Raw genomic sequence first — 24,442 nt, 5'->3', positions numbered from 1 at the left:
CTATTTCCTTTATTTAGGTTCTTTGATGCTGTCTGGGTCGATTCCCAAAGCTTCTGCCATCTCTTTATTGACTACTAATTTTAGGGTATCAGCAGATTCTACCGGAGTATCTGCTGGTTTTGCGTCCCCGTCTAAGATTTTTGCAGCCATTTTTCCAGTTTGTTTGCCTAGTGATTTGTAGTCAATCCCTACGGTTGCCAGACCACCGCCATCGATTTGTTCTGTTGATCCTGCAACTAACGGAATTTTCTTTTCTTTAACAACATCTCCAATGACAGCTGCGGCGCTTGCGAAGGTATTGTCTGTAGGTACATAGATGCCATCTGTTTCACCAGCTAAAGATTCAGTAACTTGTTGTACATCGTTTGTAGTGTTGGCTGTCTTGACTTTTACAGCAACGCCAGCCTTTTTCAAAGCTTTTTCAGCAAGATCTGCTTGGATTTTTGAGTTGGCTTCGCCAGCGTTGTACATGATTCCGATCGATTTTGCATCTGGAACTATCGATAATAGTAGTTCAATTTGTTTGTCGATGGGAACCATATCTGTTGTACCGGTTACGTTTCCGCCAGGTTTTTTATCACTTTTAACTAATTTTGCCTCTTCTAAATCGGTCACGGCAGTTACAGTGATCGGAATTTCAGTTGTGGCGTTTAGCAAAGATTGAGCTGCTGGAGTAGCAATGCCTAAAAGTAAATCTGGTTCATCTTTGACTAATTTCTCACTCATACTTTTCAGGTTGTCCTGATTATTTTGCGCATTTTGGTATTCGATTTTTAAATTATCGTCTTCTTTGTAGCCGCCTTCTTCTAACCCTTCTTTGAATCCTTCATAGGCATTGTCTAACGATGGATGCTGCACTAATTGTAAGACGCCTACTGTTTTCGTACTATTATTATCGTCTGTTTTATTTCCACCGCCACAAGCACCTAATATTAGTAAACTTACCAATCCAATTCCTGCCAATACTGTCTTTTTCATTATGTTCTCTCCTTTTTTTAACTGGTGAAGCTAGATTTCCATCCTTTTTCATTCATAAAAAAATCACCCGCTTAGAAGTATCGAAACTCCAAGTGGGTGATACGAGTACAAAAATAGTATACTTCTTCAGCCACTTAGATTTCTCTATGCGGCCGTTGGTACATCGAAATGCTCTAGCCATCATAGATACAAAAAACACTCAAGTTGTTTGTATCCATCGTGATGAATACAAACCTATCTAAAATAGCTAAAGTAATAGCGGTTATTCGGTTGTGAGTTTTTCATATTCAGCATGGGAACAACCTCCAACATGTTTAAGATGTAGATTAGTATACGTTAAGAAAAATGAGATGTCAATAATAAATAGTCGAATATTCTGAATATTCAAAAATGTAAGCCGAATTGAATCAATTATTAGTTGCTGAAAGTTTTAAGAAAAACTTGCGAAGCTCTGATCAAAGCCTTGAGACTATTGACTTTTATGTTTACCTCATGTATTATATGAGTTTGCTAAAACTATCTGAAATGATAAAAGGCAGGAACGAAATATTGTCCGTTCCGGTTTTTAATAGGGAAACAAAAGTAGAAGCTCGCGAATAATTTTTCAAGAGAACGTTCTATTTTTGGTTTTTTTTTGCCTAAAAGCCGCAAAAAATGTCGCTTGTTACACTAATTTAATTTTTGTAACATTATTGTAATTTATCTTCGGATCGGTTTTCAAACTTTTAAGAGGGGTGAAGAACTTGGCTGGACACGTAGTAAAATACGGGAAACACCGAGAACGTAGAAGCTTCGCACGAATCAGTGAAGTGTTGGAATTACCGAATTTGATCGAAATTCAAACAGATTCTTATCAATGGTTCCTAGATGAGGGCTTGCGAGAGATGTTTGAAGACATTTTGCCAATTGAAGACTTTAATGGAAACTTGTCACTTGAATTTGTTGACTATGAATTGAAAGAACCTAAATACACGGTTGCAGAGGCTCGTTCACACGATGCAAACTATTCTGCGCCATTACATGTTGTCTTACGTTTAGTAAACCGCGAAACTGGTGAAATCAAATCTCAAGAAGTATTCTTTGGCGATTTCCCATTAATGACGGAACAAGGAACCTTTATCATCAATGGAGCGGAACGGGTTATCGTATCTCAATTAGTTCGTTCTCCTGGCGTTTATTTCCACGGAAAAGTGGACAAAAACGGAAAAGAAGGATTTGGTTCAACTGTAATTCCTAACCGTGGCGCATGGTTAGAAATGGAAACAGACGCAAAGGATATCTCATATGTTCGTATTGACCGTACACGTAAAATTCCTTTAACGACATTAGTTCGTGCTTTAGGATTTGGTTCTGATGATACGATTTTTGAAATCTTTGGCGAAAGCGAATCTTTGCGCAATACGATCGAAAAGGATTTGCACAAAAACCCAAGCGATTCTCGTACCGAAGAAGGTTTGAAAGATGTTTACGAACGTTTACGTCCTGGTGAACCAAAAACAGCTGATAGCTCTCGTAGCTTGCTAACTGCGCGTTTCTTCGATCCAAAACGTTACGATCTAGCAAATGTTGGTCGTTACAAAGTAAATAAAAAATTAGACCTTAAAACACGTCTATTGAACTTAACTTTAGCTGAGACATTGGTTGATGCTGAAACAGGTGAAATCATTGTTGAAAAAGGAACTGTTCTTACTCACCAAGTGATGGAAGAATTGGGACCAAAACTTGAAGGCGGCTTAAATTCAGTTACTTACTATCCATCTGAGGATGCAGTTGTAACTGATCCTATGACCGTTCAAGTGATCAAAGTCTTTTCACCAAAAGATCCAGAACGTGAAGTAACAGTGATTGGTAATGCGTATCCTGACTCTTCAGTACGTACAGTTCGTCCTGCTGACATCATCGCTTCAATGAGCTATTTCTTGAACTTAATGGAAGGTATTGGCAATGTCGACGATATCGACCATTTAGGAAATCGTCGTATCCGTTCAGTTGGTGAATTATTGCAAAATCAATTCCGTATTGGTTTAGCTCGTATGGAACGTGTTGTTCGTGAGCGTATGTCAATTCAAGACCAAGAAACATTGACACCGCAGCAATTGATCAATATTCGTCCAGTTGTTGCAAGTATCAAAGAATTCTTTGGTTCTTCTCAGTTGTCACAGTTCATGGATCAAACGAATCCTCTAGGCGAATTGACCCACAAACGCCGTTTATCAGCCTTAGGACCTGGTGGTTTGACTCGTGACCGTGCTGGTTATGAAGTCCGAGACGTTCACTATTCTCACTATGGTCGTATGTGTCCGATTGAAACTCCCGAAGGTCCAAACATCGGGTTGATCAACAGCTTGGCATCTTATGCGAAGGTCAATAAGTTTGGTTTCATCGAAACACCTTACCGTCGTGTGGATCGTTCAACTGGTAAAGTAACGGATAAAATCGATTACTTAACAGCCGATATCGAGGACCATTACGTAGTAGCCCAAGCAAATAGCAAGTTGAACGATGACGGTACATTTGCTGAAGAAGTCGTTATGGCTCGTGCTACATCAGAAAACTTGGAAGTTACGATTGATAAAGTTGACTACATGGACGTGTCACCGAAACAGGTTGTCGCAGTCGCAACAGCTTGTATTCCATTCTTGGAAAACGATGACTCCAACCGTGCCTTGATGGGTGCCAACATGCAGCGTCAAGCAGTACCATTGATCCAACCACGTTCTCCATGGGTGGGTACTGGTATGGAATACAAAGCAGCTCATGACTCAGGTGCCGCTTTATTATGTAAAAACGATGGTGTCGTTGAATTCGTAGATGCGCACGAAGTACGTGTACGTCGCGACAATGGCGCATTAGATAAATACGACATCACGAAATTCCGTCGTTCAAACTCAGGAACTAGCTACAATCAACGTCCTTTAGTTGGTTTAGGTGAACAAGTTGAAGTCGGCGACATCTTAGCTGACGGACCTTCAATGGAAAATGGCGAATTGGCATTAGGTCAAAACGTCGTCGTAGCCTTCATGACTTGGGAAGGGTACAACTATGAAGATGCGATCATCATGAGCCGTCGTTTGGTGAAAGATGATGTTTATACTTCGATCCATATTGAAGAATATGAATCAGAAGCACGTGATACAAAATTAGGGCCTGAAGAAATCACTCGCGAAATCCCGAACGTTGGGGAAGACGCATTAAAGAACTTGGACGAAATGGGTATCATCCGTATTGGTGCTGAAGTTCATGATGGTGATTTATTAGTTGGTAAAGTCACTCCTAAAGGGGTAACAGAATTATCAGCTGAAGAACGTTTGTTGCATGCGATCTTTGGTGAAAAGGCTCGTGAAGTTCGTGATACATCTCTTCGTGTACCGCATGGTGGCGGCGGGATCGTTCACGATGTGAAGATCTTTACTCGTGAAGCAGGCGATGAATTATCTCCAGGTGTAAATATGTTAGTGCGCGTGTACATCGTGCAAAAACGTAAGATTCATGAAGGGGATAAAATGGCCGGCCGTCACGGAAATAAAGGGGTCGTTTCTCGCATTATGCCAGAAGAAGACATGCCTTTCTTACCAGACGGTACGCCAGTTGATATCATGTTGAACCCATTAGGTGTGCCATCTCGGATGAACATCGGACAAGTGTTGGAATTACACTTGGGAATGGCGGCTCGCCAACTAGGTATCCATGTTGCGACACCAGTCTTCGATGGTGCGCAAGATAGCGATGTTTGGGAAACAGTTCGTGAAGCTCGTATGGCAGCAGATGCTAAGACCGTTCTTTATGATGGACGTACGGGCGAACCATTCGATAACCGTATTTCTGTCGGCGTTATGTACATGATTAAATTGGCCCACATGGTCGATGATAAATTGCATGCTCGTTCAATTGGACCTTACTCTCTTGTTACGCAACAGCCATTAGGTGGTAAAGCTCAATTTGGTGGACAACGTTTCGGGGAAATGGAAGTTTGGGCACTGGAAGCTTATGGTGCTGCTTATACCTTACAAGAAATCTTGACTTACAAATCAGATGATGTCGTTGGTCGTGTGAAAACTTACGAAGCCATCGTCAAAGGTGAACCTATTCCAAAACCAGGTGTGCCTGAATCTTTCCGCGTATTGGTGAAAGAATTACAAGCTCTTGGTTTAGATATGCAAGTCTTAGATATTAATGATAAAGAAATTGAGTTGCGAGATATGGACGATGATGATGATGACTTGATCACAGTTGACGCGTTGACGAAATATGCAGAACAACAACAGTCTGCAAAAGAAGTCGAAGAGCAAGCAGCTGCTGAAAAAGCGGAACAAAAATCTGATTTGATCCAAGAAATCGAAACTGCAGAAGACTTATAAGAGAGTCGCACTTGTCTGAAGAGGTTGTATCAGAAGTGTTTAGCTTTATGGAATTTAGACTTATTTCCGAAGCAGCTACTTCTGGAACGCCGTTTATGCATACGTAAGTCAGCTACTCCCTAGCTGACTTACGATAAAATGAAATGGAGGGAAACCCTTTTGATCGATGTAAATAAATTCGAAAGTATGCAAATAGGTTTGGCTTCTCCTGAAAAAATCAGAAGCTGGTCATACGGTGAAGTAAAAAAACCGGAAACCATTAACTATCGTACATTGAAACCTGAACGCGAAGGGTTATTCGATGAAAGAATTTTTGGGCCAACCAAAGACTGGGAATGTGCCTGCGGGAAATACAAACGAATCCGTTATAAAGGGATTGTCTGTGACCGTTGTGGTGTTGAAGTCACACGTTCAAAAGTCCGTCGTGAACGCATGGGTCACATTGAACTAGCAGCTCCCGTAACACATATCTGGTATTTCAAAGGAATTCCTTCTCGAATGGGTCTTGTGTTAGACATGAGTCCGCGTGCGTTAGAAGAAATCATCTACTTTGCATCGTATGTCGTAATCGATCCAGGTAATACAAGCCTAGAGAAGAAACAATTACTGACTGAACGTGAATACCGTGAAAAACGGGATCAATATGGTCAAGAATTTCACGCAGCAATGGGTGCGGAAGCCATCAAACAATTATTAGATCATGTAGATCTAGATGGTGAATCAGCGGAATTAAAAGAAGAGTTGAAAACAGCGCAAGGACAAAAACGGACACGTGCTATTCGTCGTCTGGATGTCTTAGAAGCGTTCCGTTCTTCTGGTAACCAACCAGGTTGGATGGTTATGGATGTTATTCCTGTCATTCCGCCAGATCTACGTCCGATGGTTCAATTAGAAGGTGGTCGTTTTGCGACTTCTGACTTAAATGATTTGTATCGTCGTGTAATCAACCGTAATAATCGTTTGAAACGTTTATTAGATTTGAATGCACCAAACATCATCGTTCAAAATGAAAAACGTATGCTGCAAGAAGCGGTAGATGCACTGATTGATAATGGTCGTCGTGGCCGTCCAGTTACTGGACCAGGTAATCGTCCATTGAAATCTTTGTCTCACATGTTGAAGGGGAAACAAGGTCGTTTCCGTCAAAACTTGCTGGGTAAACGTGTGGACTACTCTGCCCGTTCAGTTATCGTTGTTGGACCTTTCTTGAAGATGTATCAATGTGGTCTGCCAAAAGAAATGGCGATCGAATTGTTCAAACCATTTGTAATGAAAGAACTCGTTCAACGTGAAATTGCTTCAAATATCAAAAATGCGAAACGTAAAATCGAACGTCAAGAAGACGTTGTATGGGATGTCTTAGAAGAAGTTATCAAAGAACATCCAGTTTTACTTAACCGGGCACCTACGCTTCACAGATTAGGTATCCAAGCATTCGAACCAATCCTAGTTGAAGGTCGTGCAATCCGTCTTCACCCATTAGTGTGTGAAGCTTACAATGCCGATTTCGATGGGGACCAAATGGCTGTCCATTTACCTTTAGGTGAAGAAGCACAAGCCGAAGCTCGTATGCTGATGCTTGCTGCAACGCATATCTTGAACCCTAAAGATGGAAAACCCGTTGTTACACCATCTCAAGATATGGTCTTAGGTAACTACTACCTAACAATGGAAGAAGAAGGCCGCGAAGGTGAAGGAATGATCTTCCGTGACATGAATGAAGCTGTTTTAGCATGGCGTAATGGCTATGTTCACTTACATTCACGTGTGGCTGTTGACCCTAATACATTGGGCGACAAGCCATTTACTGAAGAACAAAAAGAACGCATGCTGATCACAACTGTTGGGAAAATTATTTTCAACGAGATTATGCCGCAAGAATTCCCTTATTTGAACGAACCAACTGATTTCAACTTAACACAACATACACCTGACAAATATTTTGTCGAAAAAGGTGCCGATATTCCTGCAGCGATCAAAGAACAAGAAATCATCTTGCCATTTAAGAAGAAAAATCTTGGAAACATTATCGCGGAAGTCTTCAAGCGTTTCAAAGTTACTGATACGTCAATGATGCTTGACCGCATGAAAGACTTAGGATATAAACACTCAACCCATGCTGGTATGACCGTTGGTATTGCCGATATCATGGCGTTAGCAGAAAAACAAGAAATCATCGACAATGCTCACAAACAAGTTGGCACGATCACAAAACAATTCCGACGTGGTTTGATCACGGACGATGAACGTTATGAACGTGTTATCGCTGTTTGGAATGCAGCCAAAGATGAAATTCAACAACGACTAATGGAATCCTTAGATGCGAAGAACCCAATCTTCATGATGTCTGATTCTGGAGCCCGTGGTAATATCTCCAACTTTACTCAGCTTGCTGGGATGCGTGGTTTGATGGCCGCTCCGAATGGACAAATCATGGAATTGCCGATCATCTCGAACTTCCGTGAAGGTCTATCTGTCTTGGAAATGTTTATCTCGACTCACGGGGCTCGTAAAGGTATGACTGATACGGCCTTGAAGACAGCCGATTCAGGTTACTTGACTCGTCGTTTGGTAGACGTTGCCCAAGATGTTATCGTACGTGAAGAAGATTGTGGTACTGATCGCGGTCTAGAAATCTCTGCGATTCGTGAAGGTAATGAAATCATCGAATCATTAGAAGAACGTCTAGTCGGACGTTATACGCAAAAATCCGTGATGCATCCTGAAACTGGTGAAGTTCTATTGCCTGCTGATGCACTGATCAGCGAAGCAGATGCGAAACGTATTATTGATGCTGGCGTTGAGAAATTAACGATTCGTTCAGTCTTCACATGTAATACAAAACATGGTGTATGTAAACATTGTTATGGACGCAACTTGGCAACTGGTGATGACGTTGAAGTCGGCGAAGCGGTTGGTACTATTGCTGCTCAATCAATCGGTGAACCTGGTACTCAGTTAACTATGCGTACATTCCATACCGGTGGGGTTGCTGGAGATGATATTACACAAGGTCTTCCTCGTGTCCAAGAAATCTTCGAAGCACGTAATCCTAAAGGTTTGGCGGTTATTACTGAAGTTACTGGTGAAGTCGTTGAGATTGCTGAAGATGCTGCGACTCGTACGAAAGAAGTTACCGTCAAAGGTGAAACGGATACTCGTACGTATACGGTACCTTACACTGCTCGCATGAAAGTTGTCGAAGGTGATATGGTTCATCGTGGTGCGCAATTAACAGAAGGATCAATTGATCCTAAACACTTATTGCAAGTACGCGATGTAATCTCCGTTGAAACATACCTGTTGCGTGAAGTTCAACGTGTTTACCGGATGCAAGGGGTAGAGATCGGCGATAAACATATTGAAGTAATGGTTCGTCAAATGTTGCGTAAAGTCCGTGTTATGGACCCAGGTGACACAGATATCTTGCCAGGTACATTGCTTGATATTGCTGACTTTAAAGATCAAAACTACAATACATTGGTTGCTGGTGGCACACCTGCGACATCTCGTCCAGTCTTGCTTGGTATTACAAAAGCTTCATTAGAAACAAACAGCTTCTTATCTGCCGCATCATTCCAAGAAACAACTCGTGTCTTGACGGATGCTGCGATCCGCGGTAAGAAAGATCCATTACTTGGATTGAAGGAAAATGTTATCATCGGTAAAATCATTCCTGCTGGTACAGGTATGTCAACTTACCGTAACATGGAACCAAAGGAAGTTGTTGTAGCTAGCGAAAATGTCTACAGTATCTCTGATATTGAAGCGCAAATGGCAGCTGAAGACGCTTTGAATAATCCATTAGGCTAGAAAATTCTGGCTTTAAAAGACCACAAGATTCTGAAAAAGAATCTTGTGGTCTTTTTATTTTCAGGCTATTATAAAAAGGTATCTGGCAAATAAGCAGGCTCACGTTGAACAGATGTTAAATTTCGTTTAGAGCGCTGTATAAAGACTATTGCCAAAAGTCATTTTATGAGAGAATGACAAAAAATATAGGGATATAAAATTTCTGAGGTGCCATATGAGCAGAGCAAAGAAAATTATCTTGATTGTCGTGGGAATCATCGTGCTACTTGTTGGAACGGCGACTGTCTATTTATTAAAAGTGAATAATGATGTTGATCAAGCAATCAATAAAATGACTAAAAAAGTCAATTATAAAAGTACACGTTCGGATAAGGTCGATTTAAAAAGCGGGGAACCATTCTCTATTTTACTAATGGGAACAGATACAGGTGATAAAGGGCGGAACTATCAAGGACGCTCGGATTCCATGATGTTAGTTACTATTAATCCTAAGAAAAAACAAACGCTAATGACAAGTTTGGATCGCGATATTTATACTCAGATTGTTGGGTATAAAGGTGACAAGAATAATTATGTCGCGAAGGGCGATACCTATTATGATAAATTGAATGCGGCCTATTCACTAGGTGGTACTAAGATGGCGATCGAAAGTGTTCAAGAAATGCTAGATGTTCCTGTTGATTATTATGTTGAGATCAATATGAAGGGGCTAAAAACATTAGTTGATGCGGTTGGCGGAATTGAGGTCGACAACAAGATTGATTTTACTTTGGACGGTGTGCATGTCAAAAAGGGAAAGCAGGTTCTAGATGGCAGACACGCATTAGAATATGTGCGGATGCGCCACGAGGACCCAAAAGGTGACGTGGGCAGACAGGCAAGGCAACGAGAAATTTTATCTAAGATCATTCATAAAATTCTTTCTGTTGACTCTGTCACAAAGTATAAAAAATATTTGCGTGCAGTGGAAGATTATGTAAAGACCGATTTGAGCTGGAGTGAGATGCTGACGATCGCAACAGATTACACACCTGCTGCAAAGAACATCCAACAGACACAGCTAGAAGGCCAGGGCGAGATGATCAGTGATATTTATTTCCAAATTTTGGGATTGAATAATCTGTTAGAGGAACAAAATATCGTGAAGAAGCAGCTCGGATTGCCTACAAAGAAAAAATTACCGAACCTTGATAAAGATGACGACAATCAATTATTCTTTGATGACAGCAGTGTGGATAAAATTAGTGCTGGAACGCATTATGATTATACTGGTTACGGAAAAATAATTTATCCGATTGATACGGATAATTATTAAAAAAGCGAAATACTATTTATGGGAATGACTCAATAATCTGGGACATTCTCTTTTTTTTACGAGTGTCTGAGCAGATTCATTTCAATTTTTCTAAAAAGGGTTATGATGAGATCAAAAGGAGGCATATTTTATGGCAGAAGAAAAAGCAATTTTTGCTGGAGGCTGTTTTTGGTGTATGGTGAAACCATTTGACCAGATGCCTGGTATCAAGCAAGTTATTTCCGGTTACACAGGCGGACATGTACCAAATCCAACCTATGAAGAAGTTTGCAGTGGTACGACAGGCCATACGGAAGCCGTAGAAATTACATTTGATCCAGCGGTGATTTCTTATCAGCAGCTGGTAGAAATCTATTGGCAGCAAACCGATCCTACAGATGCCTTTGGTCAATTTGCGGATCGGGGAGATTCCTATCGGCCGGTAATTTATTATGCTACTCCAGAACAAAAAGAAGTGGCGGAAGCTTCGAAGGAACGACTACAAGCCAGCGGTCGTTTCAAAGAACCAATCGTAACATCGATTGAACCGGCTCAAGCCTTTTATCCTGCTGAAGCGTATCATCAGGATTTTTATCGAAAAAATCCCGAACACTACGATGCTTACAGTGAAGGTTCGGGACGTAAGGGCTTTATCCGTAATCATTGGAACGCTTAACGGTTTTTTAGCAGGAATAATAGAAGGCCGATAAATAAGAAGGGTAAAAACGGCAGCTGTTCAGGAATCTTTTTACGCAAGGTCTGATAACCGAAAAAAATCAAACCACTGAGTGAAGCGATAAATAGGACCTGTAACAATTCATACCAAGATAAAAAGAAACTCCATAATCCAATTACCCAAAGATCTCCCAGACCTAAACTGTCTGGGAGTATTTTTTGACTGAAGAAAAATACTCCGCAAACAATTAATGGTTGGAACCAATGCGGATGAAATAGAACCGCTCCGCTAATTAATAAAATCACTCCCGTTCCCCCAAAAATTCTCATCTCGACAATCATATGATCCCAGTCGATTACGGCTAAAACAAGGGAGCTCAATAACCAGAATACTTGCCATAGGCTTTTCCAATCTAAATCCTGTAAAAAAATTACAAAGAGAATCCCGCAAAATAATTCTAACCAAAAACTTCGCGCAGAGAATCTTTGCTGACAGTGAGTACAATGGAATCTTTGCTTCAAAGCTGAGAGTAGCGGAATCAGTTCAATCGCTCGAAGCGGGTGACCGCAATGATCACAATGTGAAGGCGGATAAATCAAAGACTCATTTCAAGGAATGCGAACACAAACGACAGCTAAAAATGAGCCAATAATTGTACCAAAAATGAAATTTACGATTGTTCTCACCTCCTTTTTCAATAAGATACGAAAAAAAAGCACTTTACCAGCATTTTCTTTGTACTTTTATCATAATTGTATTATGCTTTTATTAGAGTAAAAATTAGGAGGTACAAAGGAATGAAATTTGAGAAAACCAAAGAAGTATTGAACCAATTAGTTGCCGATTTAAGTCAAATGTCTATGGTCATTCACCAAACTCATTGGTATATGCGCGGCCCTGGCTTCTTGACATTGCACCCAATGATGGATGATTTTATGGATGATGTAAATGATCAATTGGATGAGATCTCAGAACGCTTGATTACATTAGATGGCTCACCTTATTCAACATTACGCGAAATGGCAGATAATACAAAAATTTCTGATGAAGTAGGACGCTGGGATCGTACGATGGAAGAACGGTTAGCAATTCTTGTTAAGAACTATCGTTACTTGGCTGATCTTTATCAAAAAGGGATTGACGTTACTGGCGAAGAAGGCGATGATCCAACACAAGATATCTTCATCGAATTCAAAACAGCCACTGAAAAACGCATTTGGATGATCCAAGCTCATTTAGGAAAAGCACCAGAAATCGATGCTTAATTCGTTCAGAAAAGGCACACATCATTAATGATGTGTGCCTTTTCTGTTGCTTAAATTCTTTTTACTAAATTAATTCATTTTATTTGAACATATGTTGTTGCATATTAACTATCCGCAACTCGTAAAGCATAGGAATCCAATAAAATTCTCGCGATGATTTGTAAGGGGAGCCTTGATCGAACTTCATAATCAGGAAAATAAGATCCTTCAGACTTGAAGCCGACCAAAGCAATCTCGCAATAGTTCATTAGACTGGAGGCATTGTTGGCGGTTAATAAAATTGAACCGATTTCGAACTCGTAACAATTTTTGGCGGCGACGACGAGTTCTTTTGTCTCTCCATTTAATGAAATGAAAATGACAATATCTCGCTTGGTTAGTTTTCGACTGATATTTTTGATGATCTCTGGGTCGTTATGCATTTGACAATTCTTCCCCGTCAATTGAAACTTCACCATCATTTCCTGTCCGATCATCTCTGAGAATCCTCGAGCAAAGATGATTACTCGTTCCGCGAATTTGATTTTTTGGATGGCATCTTCAATATTGCCAATTTCTATCATATTGATGGTTCGGACGACTTCCTGTTCATTCTTTAGAATAGCTCGTCGAATCCCTTTATCGACTTTATCTAATGAAGAGAAATTGATATTTTTATTTTCTTGTTCCTTTAGATGATGTTTAAAGGCAGTGAATCCTTCATAGCCTTTCTTTTTCATTGTGCGAACAATCGTAGCCGTAGAAACATTGGCCTGTTCACTAAGTTTGACGATCGAGTAGTTGGGAATATCGAGAATGTGACTTTCAATGTAATCCCAAAGGTATTGTTCTGTTTCGCTCAATTTATGATCCATTGCTTCATTAACCTTCTTTCAATTATCACGAGTTAAAGGTATCACGAGTAATTAAAAGATGTAAAGCTTTTCAGTCATTAGCTTAGAATATGAAAACCTTTTCGTCTATGACTGCCTCATAATAAGATCAAGGAGGTCGTCACTTATGTCCATTTACACTTGTACCTTGAATTTAGCAATCGATCTATTTATTGAAACAGATACTATGGAGCCTTTTACTGTAAACCGAACAAAGGATGATGATATCCAAGCAAATGGAAAAGGAGTCAACGTTTCACTGATCCTAAAAATGCTGGGAGTTGATACGACCGCACTAGGTTTTCGTGCTGGGTTTACTGGGAATTATATAGAAGATTATTTACAGGAAAAGGAGATCAGCACTGATTTTATTGAAGTTCCTGGGATGACACGGATCAATGTGTTTACTCAAGTCAATCAAACAAAGGAGGAATACAAATTAGTCAATCAAGGTCCAGAAATACCGCAGGAAAAGGTTGAAGTTTTTTTGGATCAAATTAGAAACTTGCAGGCTGAAGATTATCTCTGTATCTCGGGAAGTTTGCCGAGGGGGATTGAATCGACAATATTAGTCGATATTAGTCGGATTTGTCAAGAACGTGATGTTCATCTGATCATTGATAGCAGCTACAAGGAGATCATGGACTGTTTGCCCTACCACCCCTTTCTACTGAAGCCAAACGAAGAGGAGCTAGCTTCATGGTTTGGCGAAATTATTGATTCAGAAGAAGCCTATTTATTTTATGGACAGCAATTGATAAAAGCAGGAGCGCAAAATGTGCTGCTATCACTTGGCAGTGGAGGAGCAATTTTTTTCAGTCAGACTAAGATTATTCGTGGGAATTCGCCAATAGGAAAAGTAGTCAACACAGCTTGTGCCGGAGATACATTATTAGGAACCTTTTTGGCTGGTTATTTAACGGAGCAGCCGCTGGAAGAGACGTTACGCAAAAGTTTAGCCGCAGGAAGTTCTACTGCATTTCGCAAGGGGCTGACTGATTTTTCGGATGTAAAAGAACTAAGTAAACAAATTGAAGTCAAAGAAGAGGGGTTAAAAACATGGGAAATTATCAATTAATCGCAGCAACAGGTTGTCCGACAGGTATTGCTCACACGTATATGGCGCAAGAAGCATTGGAACAAGCGGCTAAGAAAAAAGGCGTGACCATCAAAGTCGAAACCCATGGTCAGATTGGGATTGAAAATGAACTGACTGCTGAAGAAATCAAGCATGCAGAAGCCGTTATTATCGCGGCAGACAAAGATGTTCATCCAGAACGATTTGCCGGGAAACGAATTATTGATGTGTCGGTTAGTACCGGAATCAAAGATGCGGAACGTTTAATTGATGACGCTTTGGCTGGAAAAGGCTCAGTAGCAGCAGAAAATCAAGCAGTGGACGCTTTAGAAGAAGAGACGGGATCTAACACAAGTTTCGGTCGCAGCATTTATAAAAATTTGATGAATGGTGTTTCCCACATGCTTCCTTTCGTAGTGGCAGGCGGTGTTTTGATCGCAATCTCATTTGCTGTTTGGGGAATTTATTCCTTCGATCCAGAGAATGCACAATATAATGCGACGGCCGCGATGCTAAAAAGTGTCGGTGATGCAGCAATGGGAATGATGGTTCCTGTTTTAGCTGCTTATATCGCGGAAGGAATCGCTAAACGACCGGGGTTAGTAGTCGGTTTTGTCGGTGGAATTGTCGCAACTAATGGAGGGACCGGGTTCCTAGGCGGAATTCTGGCAGGTTTTCTTGCGGGTTACTTGATCTTACTTCTGCAAAAAGTGATGGCAGGCTTACCAAAACAACTGGATGGCTTAAAAGCAATCTTCTTATATCCAGTGATCGGAGTTGCAGTAATTGGTATTATCATGTCGCTATTAGCTGATCCGATGAAGGCTGTCAATGAAGGTATGATGAGCTTCTTAGCCGGCTTTGAAAATTCTAATCCGTTAATTCTTGGTGTGATCGTCGGCTGTATGTGTGCCTTTGATATGGGAGGACCGGTCAATAAAGCAGCGTATGTTACGGGAACGGCGTTATTAGCGCAAGGCAATACGACTTTCATGGCTGGTGTGTCAGCAGCTTGTATCGCGCCACCGTTGATTACAGGCTTCGCGACATTATTCTTTGGAAAATATTTTGATACAAATGATCGTAATGCCGGATTAGTTAACTTTATCTTAGGTTCTACACATATTACCGAAGGGGCAATTCCTTTTGCCGCAAAAGATCCGATTCGTGTATTACCTACGATGATGCTAGGTTCTTCGATTGCCGCTGTTCTTACCTATATGTTTGGTGTTCAAGTGCCTGCACCTCATGGTGGATTCTTAGTGTTGCCAGTTGTTACAGGGAAAATTCAGTGGGTCGCTTCGATTTTGATTGGTGCGCTTGTCGGCGGTGTGATCTTAGGCCTGATTCAAAAGAGCAGTGTAGCAAAAAAAGAAAAGCAAGCGGCAGAACAGGTAGAAAAATCAGCAGTGGCCAAGTAAAGGAGTACGTAATGGGAATCATTCAAGAAGAGAAAATATTTTTAGATCAGACTTTGACGACACAAAAAGAAGTCTTTGAATTTTTAGCCAAGCAAGCGGTAGAGACGGGGATCTCAGCAGATGAGAAGCACGTTTATCAAAGACTGGTGGAAAGAGAGAACGAAGGTACTACCGGAATGATGGACGGCTTTGCCATTCCACATGCGAAAGATCAATCGATCAGCGAGCCAAGCATTCTCATTGTTACCTTAAATAAAGGAATTGAATGGAATAGTTTAGATGGACAATTGATCGACTTTATTATTGCGCTATTTATTCCAGACACAGAAGCAGGGACCACACACTTGAAATTATTATCCGCGGTTGCACGATTATTGATGCGCAATGAAGTGACTGAAAAACTAAAAGCTGCGCAATCAAAAGCGGAAATTGCGACACTACTAAATGAAAAAATAGGTGAAAATGAATGAAGACAATCAGTGCAGGAAAGAAAAAATATCTCGATCAGCTAACGAATGAGAATGGTGTTATCGGGGCTTTGGCGATTGATCAGCGGGGCGCTTTGAAGAAAATGATCGGTAACTATAAGGAAGCGACAACGGATGATGTAATCAAATTCAAAGAGTTGGTTTCTCAACAGCTCACGCCTTATGCTTCAGCGATCTTATTGGATCCGGAATACGGGTTGCCAGCAGCAGAGGTGCGCGACGCCGAATGCGGTTTGCTTCTGGCTTATGAAAAAACTGGCTACGATGCGACAACACCGGGGCGCTTGCCTGATGTATTGAATGTTTGGTCAGTGAGACGTTTGAAAGAGGCTGGGGCAGATGCTTGTAAGTTCTTACTCTATTATGACGTGGATGAACCAGAAGAGATCAATGAACAAAAACGTGCGTACATGGAACGAATCGGCTCAGAATGTACAGCAGAAGGTATTCCATTTTTCTTGGAGATTGTTTCTTATGATGCAGAGATCGCAGACGCGACTTCCCAGGAGTATGCTCAAGTAAAACCACGTAAGGTGATTGGCGCGATGCAGGAATTTTCACAGGAACGTTATCAGGTTGATGTGTTGAAAGTGGAAGTGCCGGTAAATATGAATTTTGTTGAAGGGTTTGGCGAAACAGTCTGCTATACACAAGCAGAAGCAGCGGCGTATTTTAAAGAACAATCTGATGCAACCGAGTTGCCATTCATTTTCTTGAGCGCTGGTGTTAGTGCCGAGTTGTTTCAGGAAACGTTACGTTTTGCGAAGCAGTCAGGTTCAACCTTTAATGGCGTATTATGCGGCAGAGCAACCTGGGCGAATGGCGTCGAACCATTTGTGAAAGAGAGCGAAGAAAAGGCAATTGCTTGGTTATCTGAACAAGGGAAACAAAATATCATAGAATTAAATGAGGTTTTAAAAGAAACTGCAACCTCGGTTTATACAAAGGCATAAGCAAAAGGACTGTCCATTGCGGATAGTCCTTTTGACACTTTATAAGGCTGTTTTAGCTAGTTCGATTTGCTTTTTGACTTGGTCGAAACCAGTTCCGCCTAATGAATGGCGGCGAGTAATTGCTGTTTTTGAAGCTAGCGTATCATAGATGTCTTCTTCGATCACCGGATTGATGGCTTGATATTCTTCTAATGAGACGTCTTGCAGGTAGATTCCTTTTTGCGTACACTCTAATACAAGTTTTCCAACAATTTCGTGTGCTTGGCGGAAAGGAATGCCTTTTGTGGCTAAATAATCAGCTAATTCTGTCGCATTTGAAAAATCTTTTTCCGTCGCATCGTGCATGATCTGGGTGTTAACGGTCATTGTATCAATCATCCCGGCCATGATATCTAAGCTTGTCGCTACGGTGTGGACCGTGTCAAACATGCCTTCTTTATCTTCTTGCAGGTCTTTGTTATAAGCCAGCGGTAAGCCCTTAATTACGGTGAGCAAGCCAATTAAATCACCAAATACTCGTCCTGATTTGCCGCGGATTAATTCCGCCATATCGGGATTTTTCTTTTGAGGCATGATGGAGCTGCCCGTTGAAAAGGTATCGGTCAGTTCGACAAATTTAAATTCATGGCTGCACCATAATATGATTTCCTCACAAAAACGTGAAAGGTGCATCATTAAAATCGAACTATTGCTTAAAAATTCTAAAATGAAGTCACGATCACTGACGCCATCAAGGCTATTCATGTATAGGTCGCTGAAGCCTAGCTCATCTGCGGTCATCTGACGATCAATTGGAAATGTCGTACCAGCTAAAGCTGCACAGCCTAACGGCGAGATATCCACGCGCTTCATACTTTCCTCCAAACGTGCCTGATCACGTGTCAGCATGCCATAATAGGCCATTAAGTGATGCCCAAAAGAAATCGGCTGAGCATGTTGCAGGTGAGTGTAGCCGGGCATGATTGTTTCGACATGCTCTTCAGCTTTATTAACTAAGACCGCTCTGAAATGGTGGACTTTCTCAATAATCTCAGTTAGATGTTCCTTCAAATATAAATGCATATCTGTCGCAACCTGATCGTTTCGGCTGCGAGCAGTGTGGAGTTTTCCAGCGACAGGTCCAATCTCGTCATGAAGCATTTTTTCCAAGTTCAAATGAATGTCTTCATTTTCAATCGTAAAGGTCAGTTCATCCTTTGCGGCTTTTTCTGCTAATATATTGAGACCCGTAGTGATTTGCTGCGCTTCTTCTTTTGTGATGATGCCCGTTTCGCCGAGCATTTTGACATGTGCTAAGCTGCCGGTAATATCTTGTGTTGCTAATTGCTGATCAAAGGGAATCGAAGCACCAAAAGCGTCGATCCACGCTTCGTTTTTTCCATCAAAACGTCCGCCCCATAATTTTGCCATTGTTTTATCCTCGCTTTTGTCTATGAATTTTTAACAAAAAAGACCGTCGCAACGGTCTTTTTTCAGCGCATAACTCGCGCTTTTCTTTTAGGGAGGAGGCATCTTTTCAGATACCTCAGGATGAAAACATTGCTGGTTTCCTTATTTCCTGACCGGAAAAGAAACTCTCCTATGAGCAATGGCAAGATGTGAAACCGGACGGCCTTATTTACCGGCAAGTAAAAGCCGCCTCACATCTAGTTTCTCTTGCACTTTCATGATTTCAAATTTTTCTTATTGTACAGTGGTCTGCTTGTTTCCAGCTTGGACCTCAGCGTTTACCTTGGTTGGCAAGCCCCATAGTTTTATGAAGCCGATTGCTGCTTCTTGGTCGAACGTATCGGCAGATGTATAAGTCGCCAAATTTTCGTTGTATAAGCTGTTGTCAGATTTACGTCCTTCAACGATCACATTGCCTTTGAATAATTTCACACGGAGTACGCCGTTCACGACTTCTTGTGATTGCTTCAAGAATGCGATCAAGGCATCCATCGTTGGATTGAACCACAGACCATCGTAGATCATTTGACATAGTTGTTGTTCAATGACTGGTTTGAAATGAGCCATCTCGCGAACAAATACTAAATCTTCTAATTCTTTATGTGCCTTCATTAATACTTCTGCACCTGGGCATTCGTAAACTTCCCGAGATTTGATGCCGACCAGACGATTTTCAATATGGTCGATTCTGCCAATGCCATGTACACCTGCGATGGTATTTAGCTTCATGATCAATTTAGCTAATGATAATTCTTCTCCATCTAATGCAGTTGGTACCCCTTTTTCAAACGTGATCTCAAGGATCGTTGGCTTATCTGGTGTATCTTCTAGTTCAGCAGTAATCGCATAGGCACCCGCTGGCGGAGTTGCCCAAGGATCTTCTAGAATGCCGCATTCGCAGGCACGTCCCCATAAATTTTGGTCAATTGAGTAAGGATTATCCAAATCCGCTGGAATCGGTACTCCTTTTTCAGCTGCATAGTTGATTTCTTCTTCCCGGGACCATTTCCATTCACGGACCGGTGCAATGATCTTCAAGTTCGGATCAAGAGCGGCGATGGAAACTTCAAAACGGACTTGGTCATTTCCTTTACCAGTACATCCGTGAGCAATTGTCGTTGCGCCTGTTTGGTGAGCCAATTCAACTAATTTCTTTGAAATCAACGGACGAGACAAAGCAGAAACTAGCGGGTAAGAATTTTCGTAGTATGTATTGCCTTGCAATGCGACTAAAACAAAATCTTGCGAGAACTCCTCGCGGGCATCAATTGCATAGGATTCTGTTGCCCCAACCTGCAATGCTTTATTTTTAATAAATTCGGTGTCGCGACCTTCGCCAATGTCCAAACAGCAGGCAATCACGTCGTAGCCTTCGTCGACGAGCCATTTGATTGAAACCGAAGTATCTAAACCACCTGAGTATGCTAAAATCACTTTTTCTTTCATCCTGATTGCTCCCTTATCGCTTTTTCATTAAATTCTAATTAATGTGTTGAAGTCATATTAGCATCGTAAAATACAAAAAGCAAGCACTTTTTAAATATTTATGCAAAATATTTTTGAAAATACGTTTCTTTATTCATTTTGACCTGTATAAAAGAAAGGATAGTGAATAGTAGAAGAAGTTAGAGAAAATGAAAATATTTTGCGTTTTCAAAGAGAAAAACATTGACATGGCAAGGCTTTGCAAGTATTATGGTAAATGGTATTGTTTGCCCCACGAGAGCCCCGGAAACTCAAGTGTTTGTCAAACATTCGAAATCGAAATTGGAGGAAAAAAACGTGCGTACAACATATATGGCTAAGCCAGGCGAAGTAGATCGCAAATGGTACGTAGTAGACGCAACTGATGTTCCTTTAGGACGTCTTTCAACAGTTGTTGCATCAATGCTACGCGGAAAAAATAAACCAACATTCACACCACACATTGACACTGGTGATTTTGTAATTGTAATTAATGCAGATAAAGTTAAATTGACAGGTAAGAAAGCAACTGACAAGATTTACTACCGTCACTCAAACTTCCCTGGTGGATTGAAATCAATCTCAGCAGGCGAAATGCGTGCTAAAAATTCTCGCCGTTTGGTCGAAACTTCTGTTAAAGGTATGCTTCCTAAAAACACTTTAGGTCGCGCTCAAGGCATGAAACTTCACGTTTACGGTGGAGCAGAACATCCACATGCAGCACAACAACCAGAAGTCTTAGACATCACAAACTTAATTTAATAGGAGGGAAATTCATTGGCACAAGTTCAATATAGCGGCACAGGCCGTCGTAAAAATGCAGTTGCTCGCGTACGTTTAGTACCAGGAACTGGTAAAATTACTGTAAATAAAAAAGACGTTGAAGAATATATCCCACACGCTGACCTACGTTTAGTAATCAACCAACCATTTGGTGTTACTGAAACAGCTGGTTCATATGATGTATTCGTAAACGTAAACGGTGGGGGCTACGCAGGTCAAGCCGGCGCTATCCGTCACGGTATCTCACGCGCTTTATTAGAAGTAGATCCTGATTTCCGTGCACCATTAAAACGCGCTGGATTACTTACTCGTGATTCACGTATGGTTGAACGTAAAAAACCAGGTCTTAAGAAAGCTCGTAAAGCTTCACAGTTCTCAAAACGTTAATTCGTTTATACAGAAATTCAAAGACACTTTCCAATTGGGAAGTGTCTCAGACTGTAGACAAAGTCCATTTTATGGATGATGTCTACAGTCTTTTCTTTTATAATAGATTTATGAAAACGAATGCAAGGAGTGATAGTTATGATGTCTAAAAACAATACGAATGGTAGAAATCAATTTGCGATGCTTACGATTGATGATCTAGTTCCTCAAGATCATCTCGTTCGAAAGATTGATGCCGCGCTTGATTTTGAATTTATTTATCCAATCGTCGAAGCCACTTACTCCGATTTAGGTCGCCCAAGTATCGATCCAGTGATTCTGATCAAATTGGTGTTTATTCAGTATTTATTCGGTATCCGTTCCATGCGACAAACCATTAAGGAAGTCGATACCAATGTCGCTTACCGCTGGTTTTTAGGCTATTCCTTCGAGGAGAAAATCCCCCATTTCTCAACTTTTGGAAAGAATTATGTCCGCCGATTTAGAGAAACGACGGTGTTTGAGGATATTTTTGCCTATATTTTAGAACAAGCAGTTAAAGCAGGTTTTGTAACAGAGGATAATTTGTATCTTGATTCTACCCACATCAAAGCTAACGCCAATAAACATAAGTTTACGAAAGAAATGACCCATGATGAAGCGAAAGCCTATCAGGATGAATTAGAAGATGAGATCAATCGTCAACGAATAGAGGCCGGAAAACGCCCTTTTACTTTGGACTTAGAAAAGGAAGTGAAGCTGAAAGAAAGAAAAATAAGTAAGGCTGATCCGGAAAGCGGCTACTACGTCAAAGGCGAACGAGAAAAACAATTTGCTTATTCTGCCCATACTTCATGCGACGACAACGGATTTATTCTTAGCACAATCATCACTCCTGGAAATATTCATGACAGTCAAGTCGCCTTTCAGCTCGTCAAACAATCGAAGAGACTTTTTCCTGAAATCAACTGTGTTGTCGCTGATGCTGGGTATAAGACACCTAAGTTTGTTCACTTTTTGACTCATTTGAACCTTCGACCTTGTTTGCCTTATTCAAGGCCCAAAGGGAAAAAGGGGTTATTATCAAAAAACGAGTTTCTCTATGACGAGTATTATGATTGTTACATTTGTCCGCAAGATCAAATGCTCGCTTTTTCAACGGTTAATCGAGAAGGGTACCGAGAATACAAATCCAATCCAAAAGAATGTGTGAACTGTCCTCTGCTAAACCAATGTACCAAAAGTAAAAATCATCAACGAGTCATCACGAGACATGTTTGGGGAGATCTGATGGATGAAGTGGAACATCTTCGCCTAACGGATCTGAATAAATCAATTTACAAAAAACGGAAACAAACGATTGAACGAATATTTGCGGATGCAAAAGAAAAGCATGGGATGCGTTGGACCAAGTATCGAGGCTTGGAAAAAGTCGCGACGCATACGATGCTAGTGTTTGCTGCAATGAATTTAAAGAAATTAGCCACCTGGCTATGGAAAGGCAAGGAGCCTTTATTTTTTTGTTCAAAATTTCGAAAGAAATCAGATAAAAAGACGTCTCAAACTCAAATTACGAGTTCGAGACGTCTTTTGTCTACAGTCTGAGACACTTTCCAATTGGGAAGTGTCTTTTTTCTATTTAAAGGTCCATTTTTTCTAAAAGTATTTTCGTTTCAGATGGAGTAGTGTCGCGTATAATTATTTTGTCAAAACGCATGTGAAGATGTAATTTGAGATATCTTTTAAATCGTTGGTCAAGTTATTGATGGAGATTGGAAGAATAAATTTTCGCTCTTGATTTAGTAAGCAACGTTCGCAAACGATAAAACAATGAATGTTAAAAAATAACTCAGGAATATCGTCGATGGAATAATAAATCTCATCATTGATAAAAAAATAGTTTTCTGAAATGATCTTGTTAATATTGTTCCTAAACAACATATGAGAGTATTCATCTTTAGCAACAATTATGATGGGAATCTTCTTTTTTTCACCTTTTTTTAAAAGCGGCATGACTTGTTGACAAAACTGCAAAATGATTGATTCAGACATGGTGATAGTATTTGAAAAGTATTCTTTTAACCAAGCACATATGATTTTACTTACTTTTTCTTTTATATGGAAATCATTGCTGTTTATAAAAAAGTATTGGTTAAGTAAAAACTCATTAATTCCGAAAGAGGTGGTATAGACTAAATCCATCAAGGGTTTTTCAAATTCCATTTCCCCGAGTAGATTCATTTCGAATCCTGCCTCGAAATTTCTGATCAGCTGAACAACAGAAGGATGACTTTTGATTAAACGTGTACGATAGTATTGATAGTCTACTTCAATTAATCGGTAGCTTTCTGGGTTGTAAGGCAAATTTTTATAAACAAAAGAAATGAATGCTAAATTTTGATCATCCATCTCTACGTTTTGCTGTAAAAAGCAAGTGTTGATGCTATTAAAAATAATTCCTGTCTTCAAAAACGCGATCGTTTCGGCTTCTATCATTAGAGTGTCTCTTCTTGTAAGACTTAAAAAAATTGAGTATTGCAGATAAAGCAGACTTTTTTTACTGAGTCTGTTTTTTAAAAGCTCACTTATAGCAAGCGCAATTTTTTCAGATTGGAAGAAGAGCGGATTTTTATTAAGCTCACTAATGCCAATTCCCCGCATCCAGATAGCTAAAAAAATATACCTTATTTTCAATTTATTATCGAAGTCAATTTCTCCTTCAGAATTGAGTCCTAAACTTTGCCGAAAATATCTCTCAGACTTCTTTTTTAAATTGAACACTTTGGTCACTGAAATAAATTCATCCTCAGAGATTGAAGTATAATTATTTTTTCCCAAAAGGTATCGGTAGCATACTCTCAGAAAAAGTGAATCTAAATATAATTTACGAACCAACTCATAACAGCTAGTGTCCGGTTTAAATTGAAAGGATAATTCTGATCGGGATATTTTATAGGAAACTAAGTCGTTTTCTAATTTAGAGGCGATCGTATAACAATCCCTTTTGATTGTGTTAAAGCTAGTATTTATATTCGTGGCCAGCTCGTTTATTTTTATTTGTCTACATTCATATAGTACATAAGTGATTTTAACTCTGCGCAGGATATCTTTTTCTATAAAATTGTCTATCAATGAACTGTCTCCTTATATTGTTAAACCTAATAAAATAAGCATCCTTCTATTT

The 24,442-nt window shown here is 40.3% G+C and carries 18 protein-coding genes; 12 read left to right on the top strand and 6 right to left on the bottom strand.

Annotated elements, in window-relative coordinates; all coding sequences use genetic code 11:
• Nucleotides 1-9 precede the first annotated feature (9 nt).
• A complete protein-coding gene (locus OMU_RS20720; protein WP_016181819.1) occupies nt 10-978 on the bottom strand; it encodes an ABC transporter substrate-binding protein in 969 nt (322 codons plus the stop codon).
• A 743-nt stretch (nt 979-1,721) separates the two neighbouring features.
• Between OMU_RS20720 and rpoB the strand changes: the two genes are divergently transcribed.
• The 4 genes from rpoB to msrA all read left to right on the top strand — a co-directional run bounded on the left by rpoB (nt 1,722) and on the right by msrA (nt 11,119).
• Complete coding sequence (rpoB, locus tag OMU_RS20715; RefSeq protein ID WP_016181818.1) at nt 1,722-5,336, top strand: DNA-directed RNA polymerase subunit beta; 3,615 nt, start codon at nt 1,722-1,724, stop codon at nt 5,334-5,336.
• Between the two features lie 159 nt (nt 5,337-5,495).
• Complete coding sequence (rpoC, locus tag OMU_RS20710; protein ID WP_016181817.1) at nt 5,496-9,149, top strand: DNA-directed RNA polymerase subunit beta'; 3,654 nt, start codon at nt 5,496-5,498, stop codon at nt 9,147-9,149.
• A 214-nt stretch (nt 9,150-9,363) separates the two neighbouring features.
• A complete protein-coding gene (locus tag OMU_RS20705; protein ID WP_016181816.1) occupies nt 9,364-10,464 on the top strand; it encodes an LCP family glycopolymer transferase in 1,101 nt (366 codons plus the stop codon).
• A gap of 130 nt (nt 10,465-10,594) precedes the next feature.
• On the top strand, nt 10,595-11,119 hold the full coding sequence (gene msrA / locus OMU_RS20700; protein ID WP_016181815.1) for a peptide-methionine (S)-S-oxide reductase MsrA: 525 nt from the start codon (nt 10,595-10,597) through the stop codon (nt 11,117-11,119).
• Here the strand turns inward: msrA and OMU_RS24125 are convergent.
• A complete protein-coding gene (locus tag OMU_RS24125) occupies nt 11,116-11,718 on the bottom strand; it encodes a prepilin peptidase (RefSeq protein ID WP_071879955.1) in 603 nt (200 codons plus the stop codon). The two genes, msrA and OMU_RS24125, sit on opposite strands and share 4 nt — an antisense overlap.
• Nucleotides 11,719-11,916: 198 nt before the next feature.
• Here OMU_RS24125 and OMU_RS20690 point away from each other — a divergent pair, with 198 nt between their 5' ends.
• Nucleotides 11,917-12,384 (top strand): Dps family protein, encoded by a 468-nt coding sequence (locus tag OMU_RS20690; RefSeq protein WP_016181814.1) that lies wholly within the window; start codon nt 11,917-11,919, stop codon nt 12,382-12,384.
• Nucleotides 12,385-12,488: 104 nt separating this feature from the next.
• Here OMU_RS20690 and OMU_RS20685 read toward each other — a convergent pair whose 3' ends face one another.
• Nucleotides 12,489-13,238, bottom strand: a complete 750-nt coding sequence (locus tag OMU_RS20685; RefSeq protein ID WP_016181813.1) for a MurR/RpiR family transcriptional regulator — start codon at nt 13,236-13,238, stop codon at nt 12,489-12,491.
• 145 nt (nt 13,239-13,383) lie between these two features.
• Here OMU_RS20685 and pfkB point away from each other — a divergent pair, with 145 nt between their 5' ends.
• Genes pfkB through lacD form a run of 4 tightly spaced genes read left to right on the top strand, consistent with a single transcriptional unit; the run spans nt 13,384 to nt 17,196 of the window.
• Entirely contained in the window at nt 13,384-14,334 is a 951-nt protein-coding gene (gene pfkB, locus OMU_RS20680; RefSeq protein ID WP_016181812.1) for a 1-phosphofructokinase, read from the top strand.
• The gene (locus tag OMU_RS20675; protein ID WP_016181811.1) at nt 14,316-15,755 is read left to right on the top strand and encodes a PTS fructose transporter subunit IIC; all 1,440 of its coding nucleotides are present in this window, start codon (nt 14,316-14,318) and stop codon (nt 15,753-15,755) included. The genes pfkB and OMU_RS20675 overlap by 19 nt, the downstream gene beginning before the upstream one ends.
• Nucleotides 15,756-15,766: 11 nt before the next feature.
• Complete coding sequence (locus OMU_RS20670) at nt 15,767-16,225, top strand: fructose PTS transporter subunit IIA (protein ID WP_016181810.1); 459 nt, start codon at nt 15,767-15,769, stop codon at nt 16,223-16,225.
• Complete coding sequence (gene lacD / locus OMU_RS20665) at nt 16,222-17,196, top strand: tagatose-bisphosphate aldolase (RefSeq protein ID WP_016181809.1); 975 nt, start codon at nt 16,222-16,224, stop codon at nt 17,194-17,196. Before OMU_RS20670 ends, lacD begins: the two co-directional genes overlap by 4 nt.
• 39 nt (nt 17,197-17,235) lie before the next feature.
• Here lacD and argH read toward each other — a convergent pair whose 3' ends face one another.
• Nucleotides 17,236-18,606: an argininosuccinate lyase gene (gene argH, locus OMU_RS20660; protein WP_016181808.1), complete on the bottom strand. Its 1,371-nt coding sequence runs from the start codon at nt 18,604-18,606 to the stop codon at nt 17,236-17,238.
• Between the two features lie 273 nt (nt 18,607-18,879).
• Nucleotides 18,880-20,091, bottom strand: coding sequence for an argininosuccinate synthase (locus tag OMU_RS20655; RefSeq protein WP_016181807.1), 1,212 nt, complete (start codon nt 20,089-20,091; stop codon nt 18,880-18,882).
• A 351-nt stretch (nt 20,092-20,442) separates the two neighbouring features.
• Between OMU_RS20655 and rplM the strand changes: the two genes are divergently transcribed.
• From rplM to OMU_RS20640, 3 genes are all read left to right on the top strand, one after another.
• Entirely contained in the window at nt 20,443-20,871 is a 429-nt protein-coding gene (rplM, locus tag OMU_RS20650; protein WP_192935230.1) for a 50S ribosomal protein L13, read from the top strand.
• A gap of 15 nt (nt 20,872-20,886) precedes the next feature.
• Entirely contained in the window at nt 20,887-21,279 is a 393-nt protein-coding gene (rpsI, locus tag OMU_RS20645; protein ID WP_010744355.1) for a 30S ribosomal protein S9, read from the top strand.
• A 138-nt stretch (nt 21,280-21,417) separates the two neighbouring features.
• Nucleotides 21,418-22,863, top strand: a complete 1,446-nt coding sequence (locus tag OMU_RS20640) for an IS1182 family transposase (protein ID WP_016181586.1) — start codon at nt 21,418-21,420, stop codon at nt 22,861-22,863.
• 93 nt (nt 22,864-22,956) lie between these two features.
• On the opposite strand, the gene OMU_RS20635 is transcribed toward OMU_RS20640, so the two are convergent.
• The gene (locus OMU_RS20635; protein ID WP_016181805.1) at nt 22,957-24,390 is read right to left on the bottom strand and encodes a hypothetical protein; all 1,434 of its coding nucleotides are present in this window, start codon (nt 24,388-24,390) and stop codon (nt 22,957-22,959) included.
• Nucleotides 24,391-24,442 lie beyond the last annotated feature (52 nt).

It is taken from the genome of Enterococcus avium ATCC 14025 (genome assembly GCF_000406965.1).
In the GTDB taxonomy this organism is placed as follows: domain Bacteria; phylum Bacillota; class Bacilli; order Lactobacillales; family Enterococcaceae; genus Enterococcus_A; species Enterococcus_A avium.
This window is presented reverse-complemented; position numbering and strand designations above follow the sequence as displayed.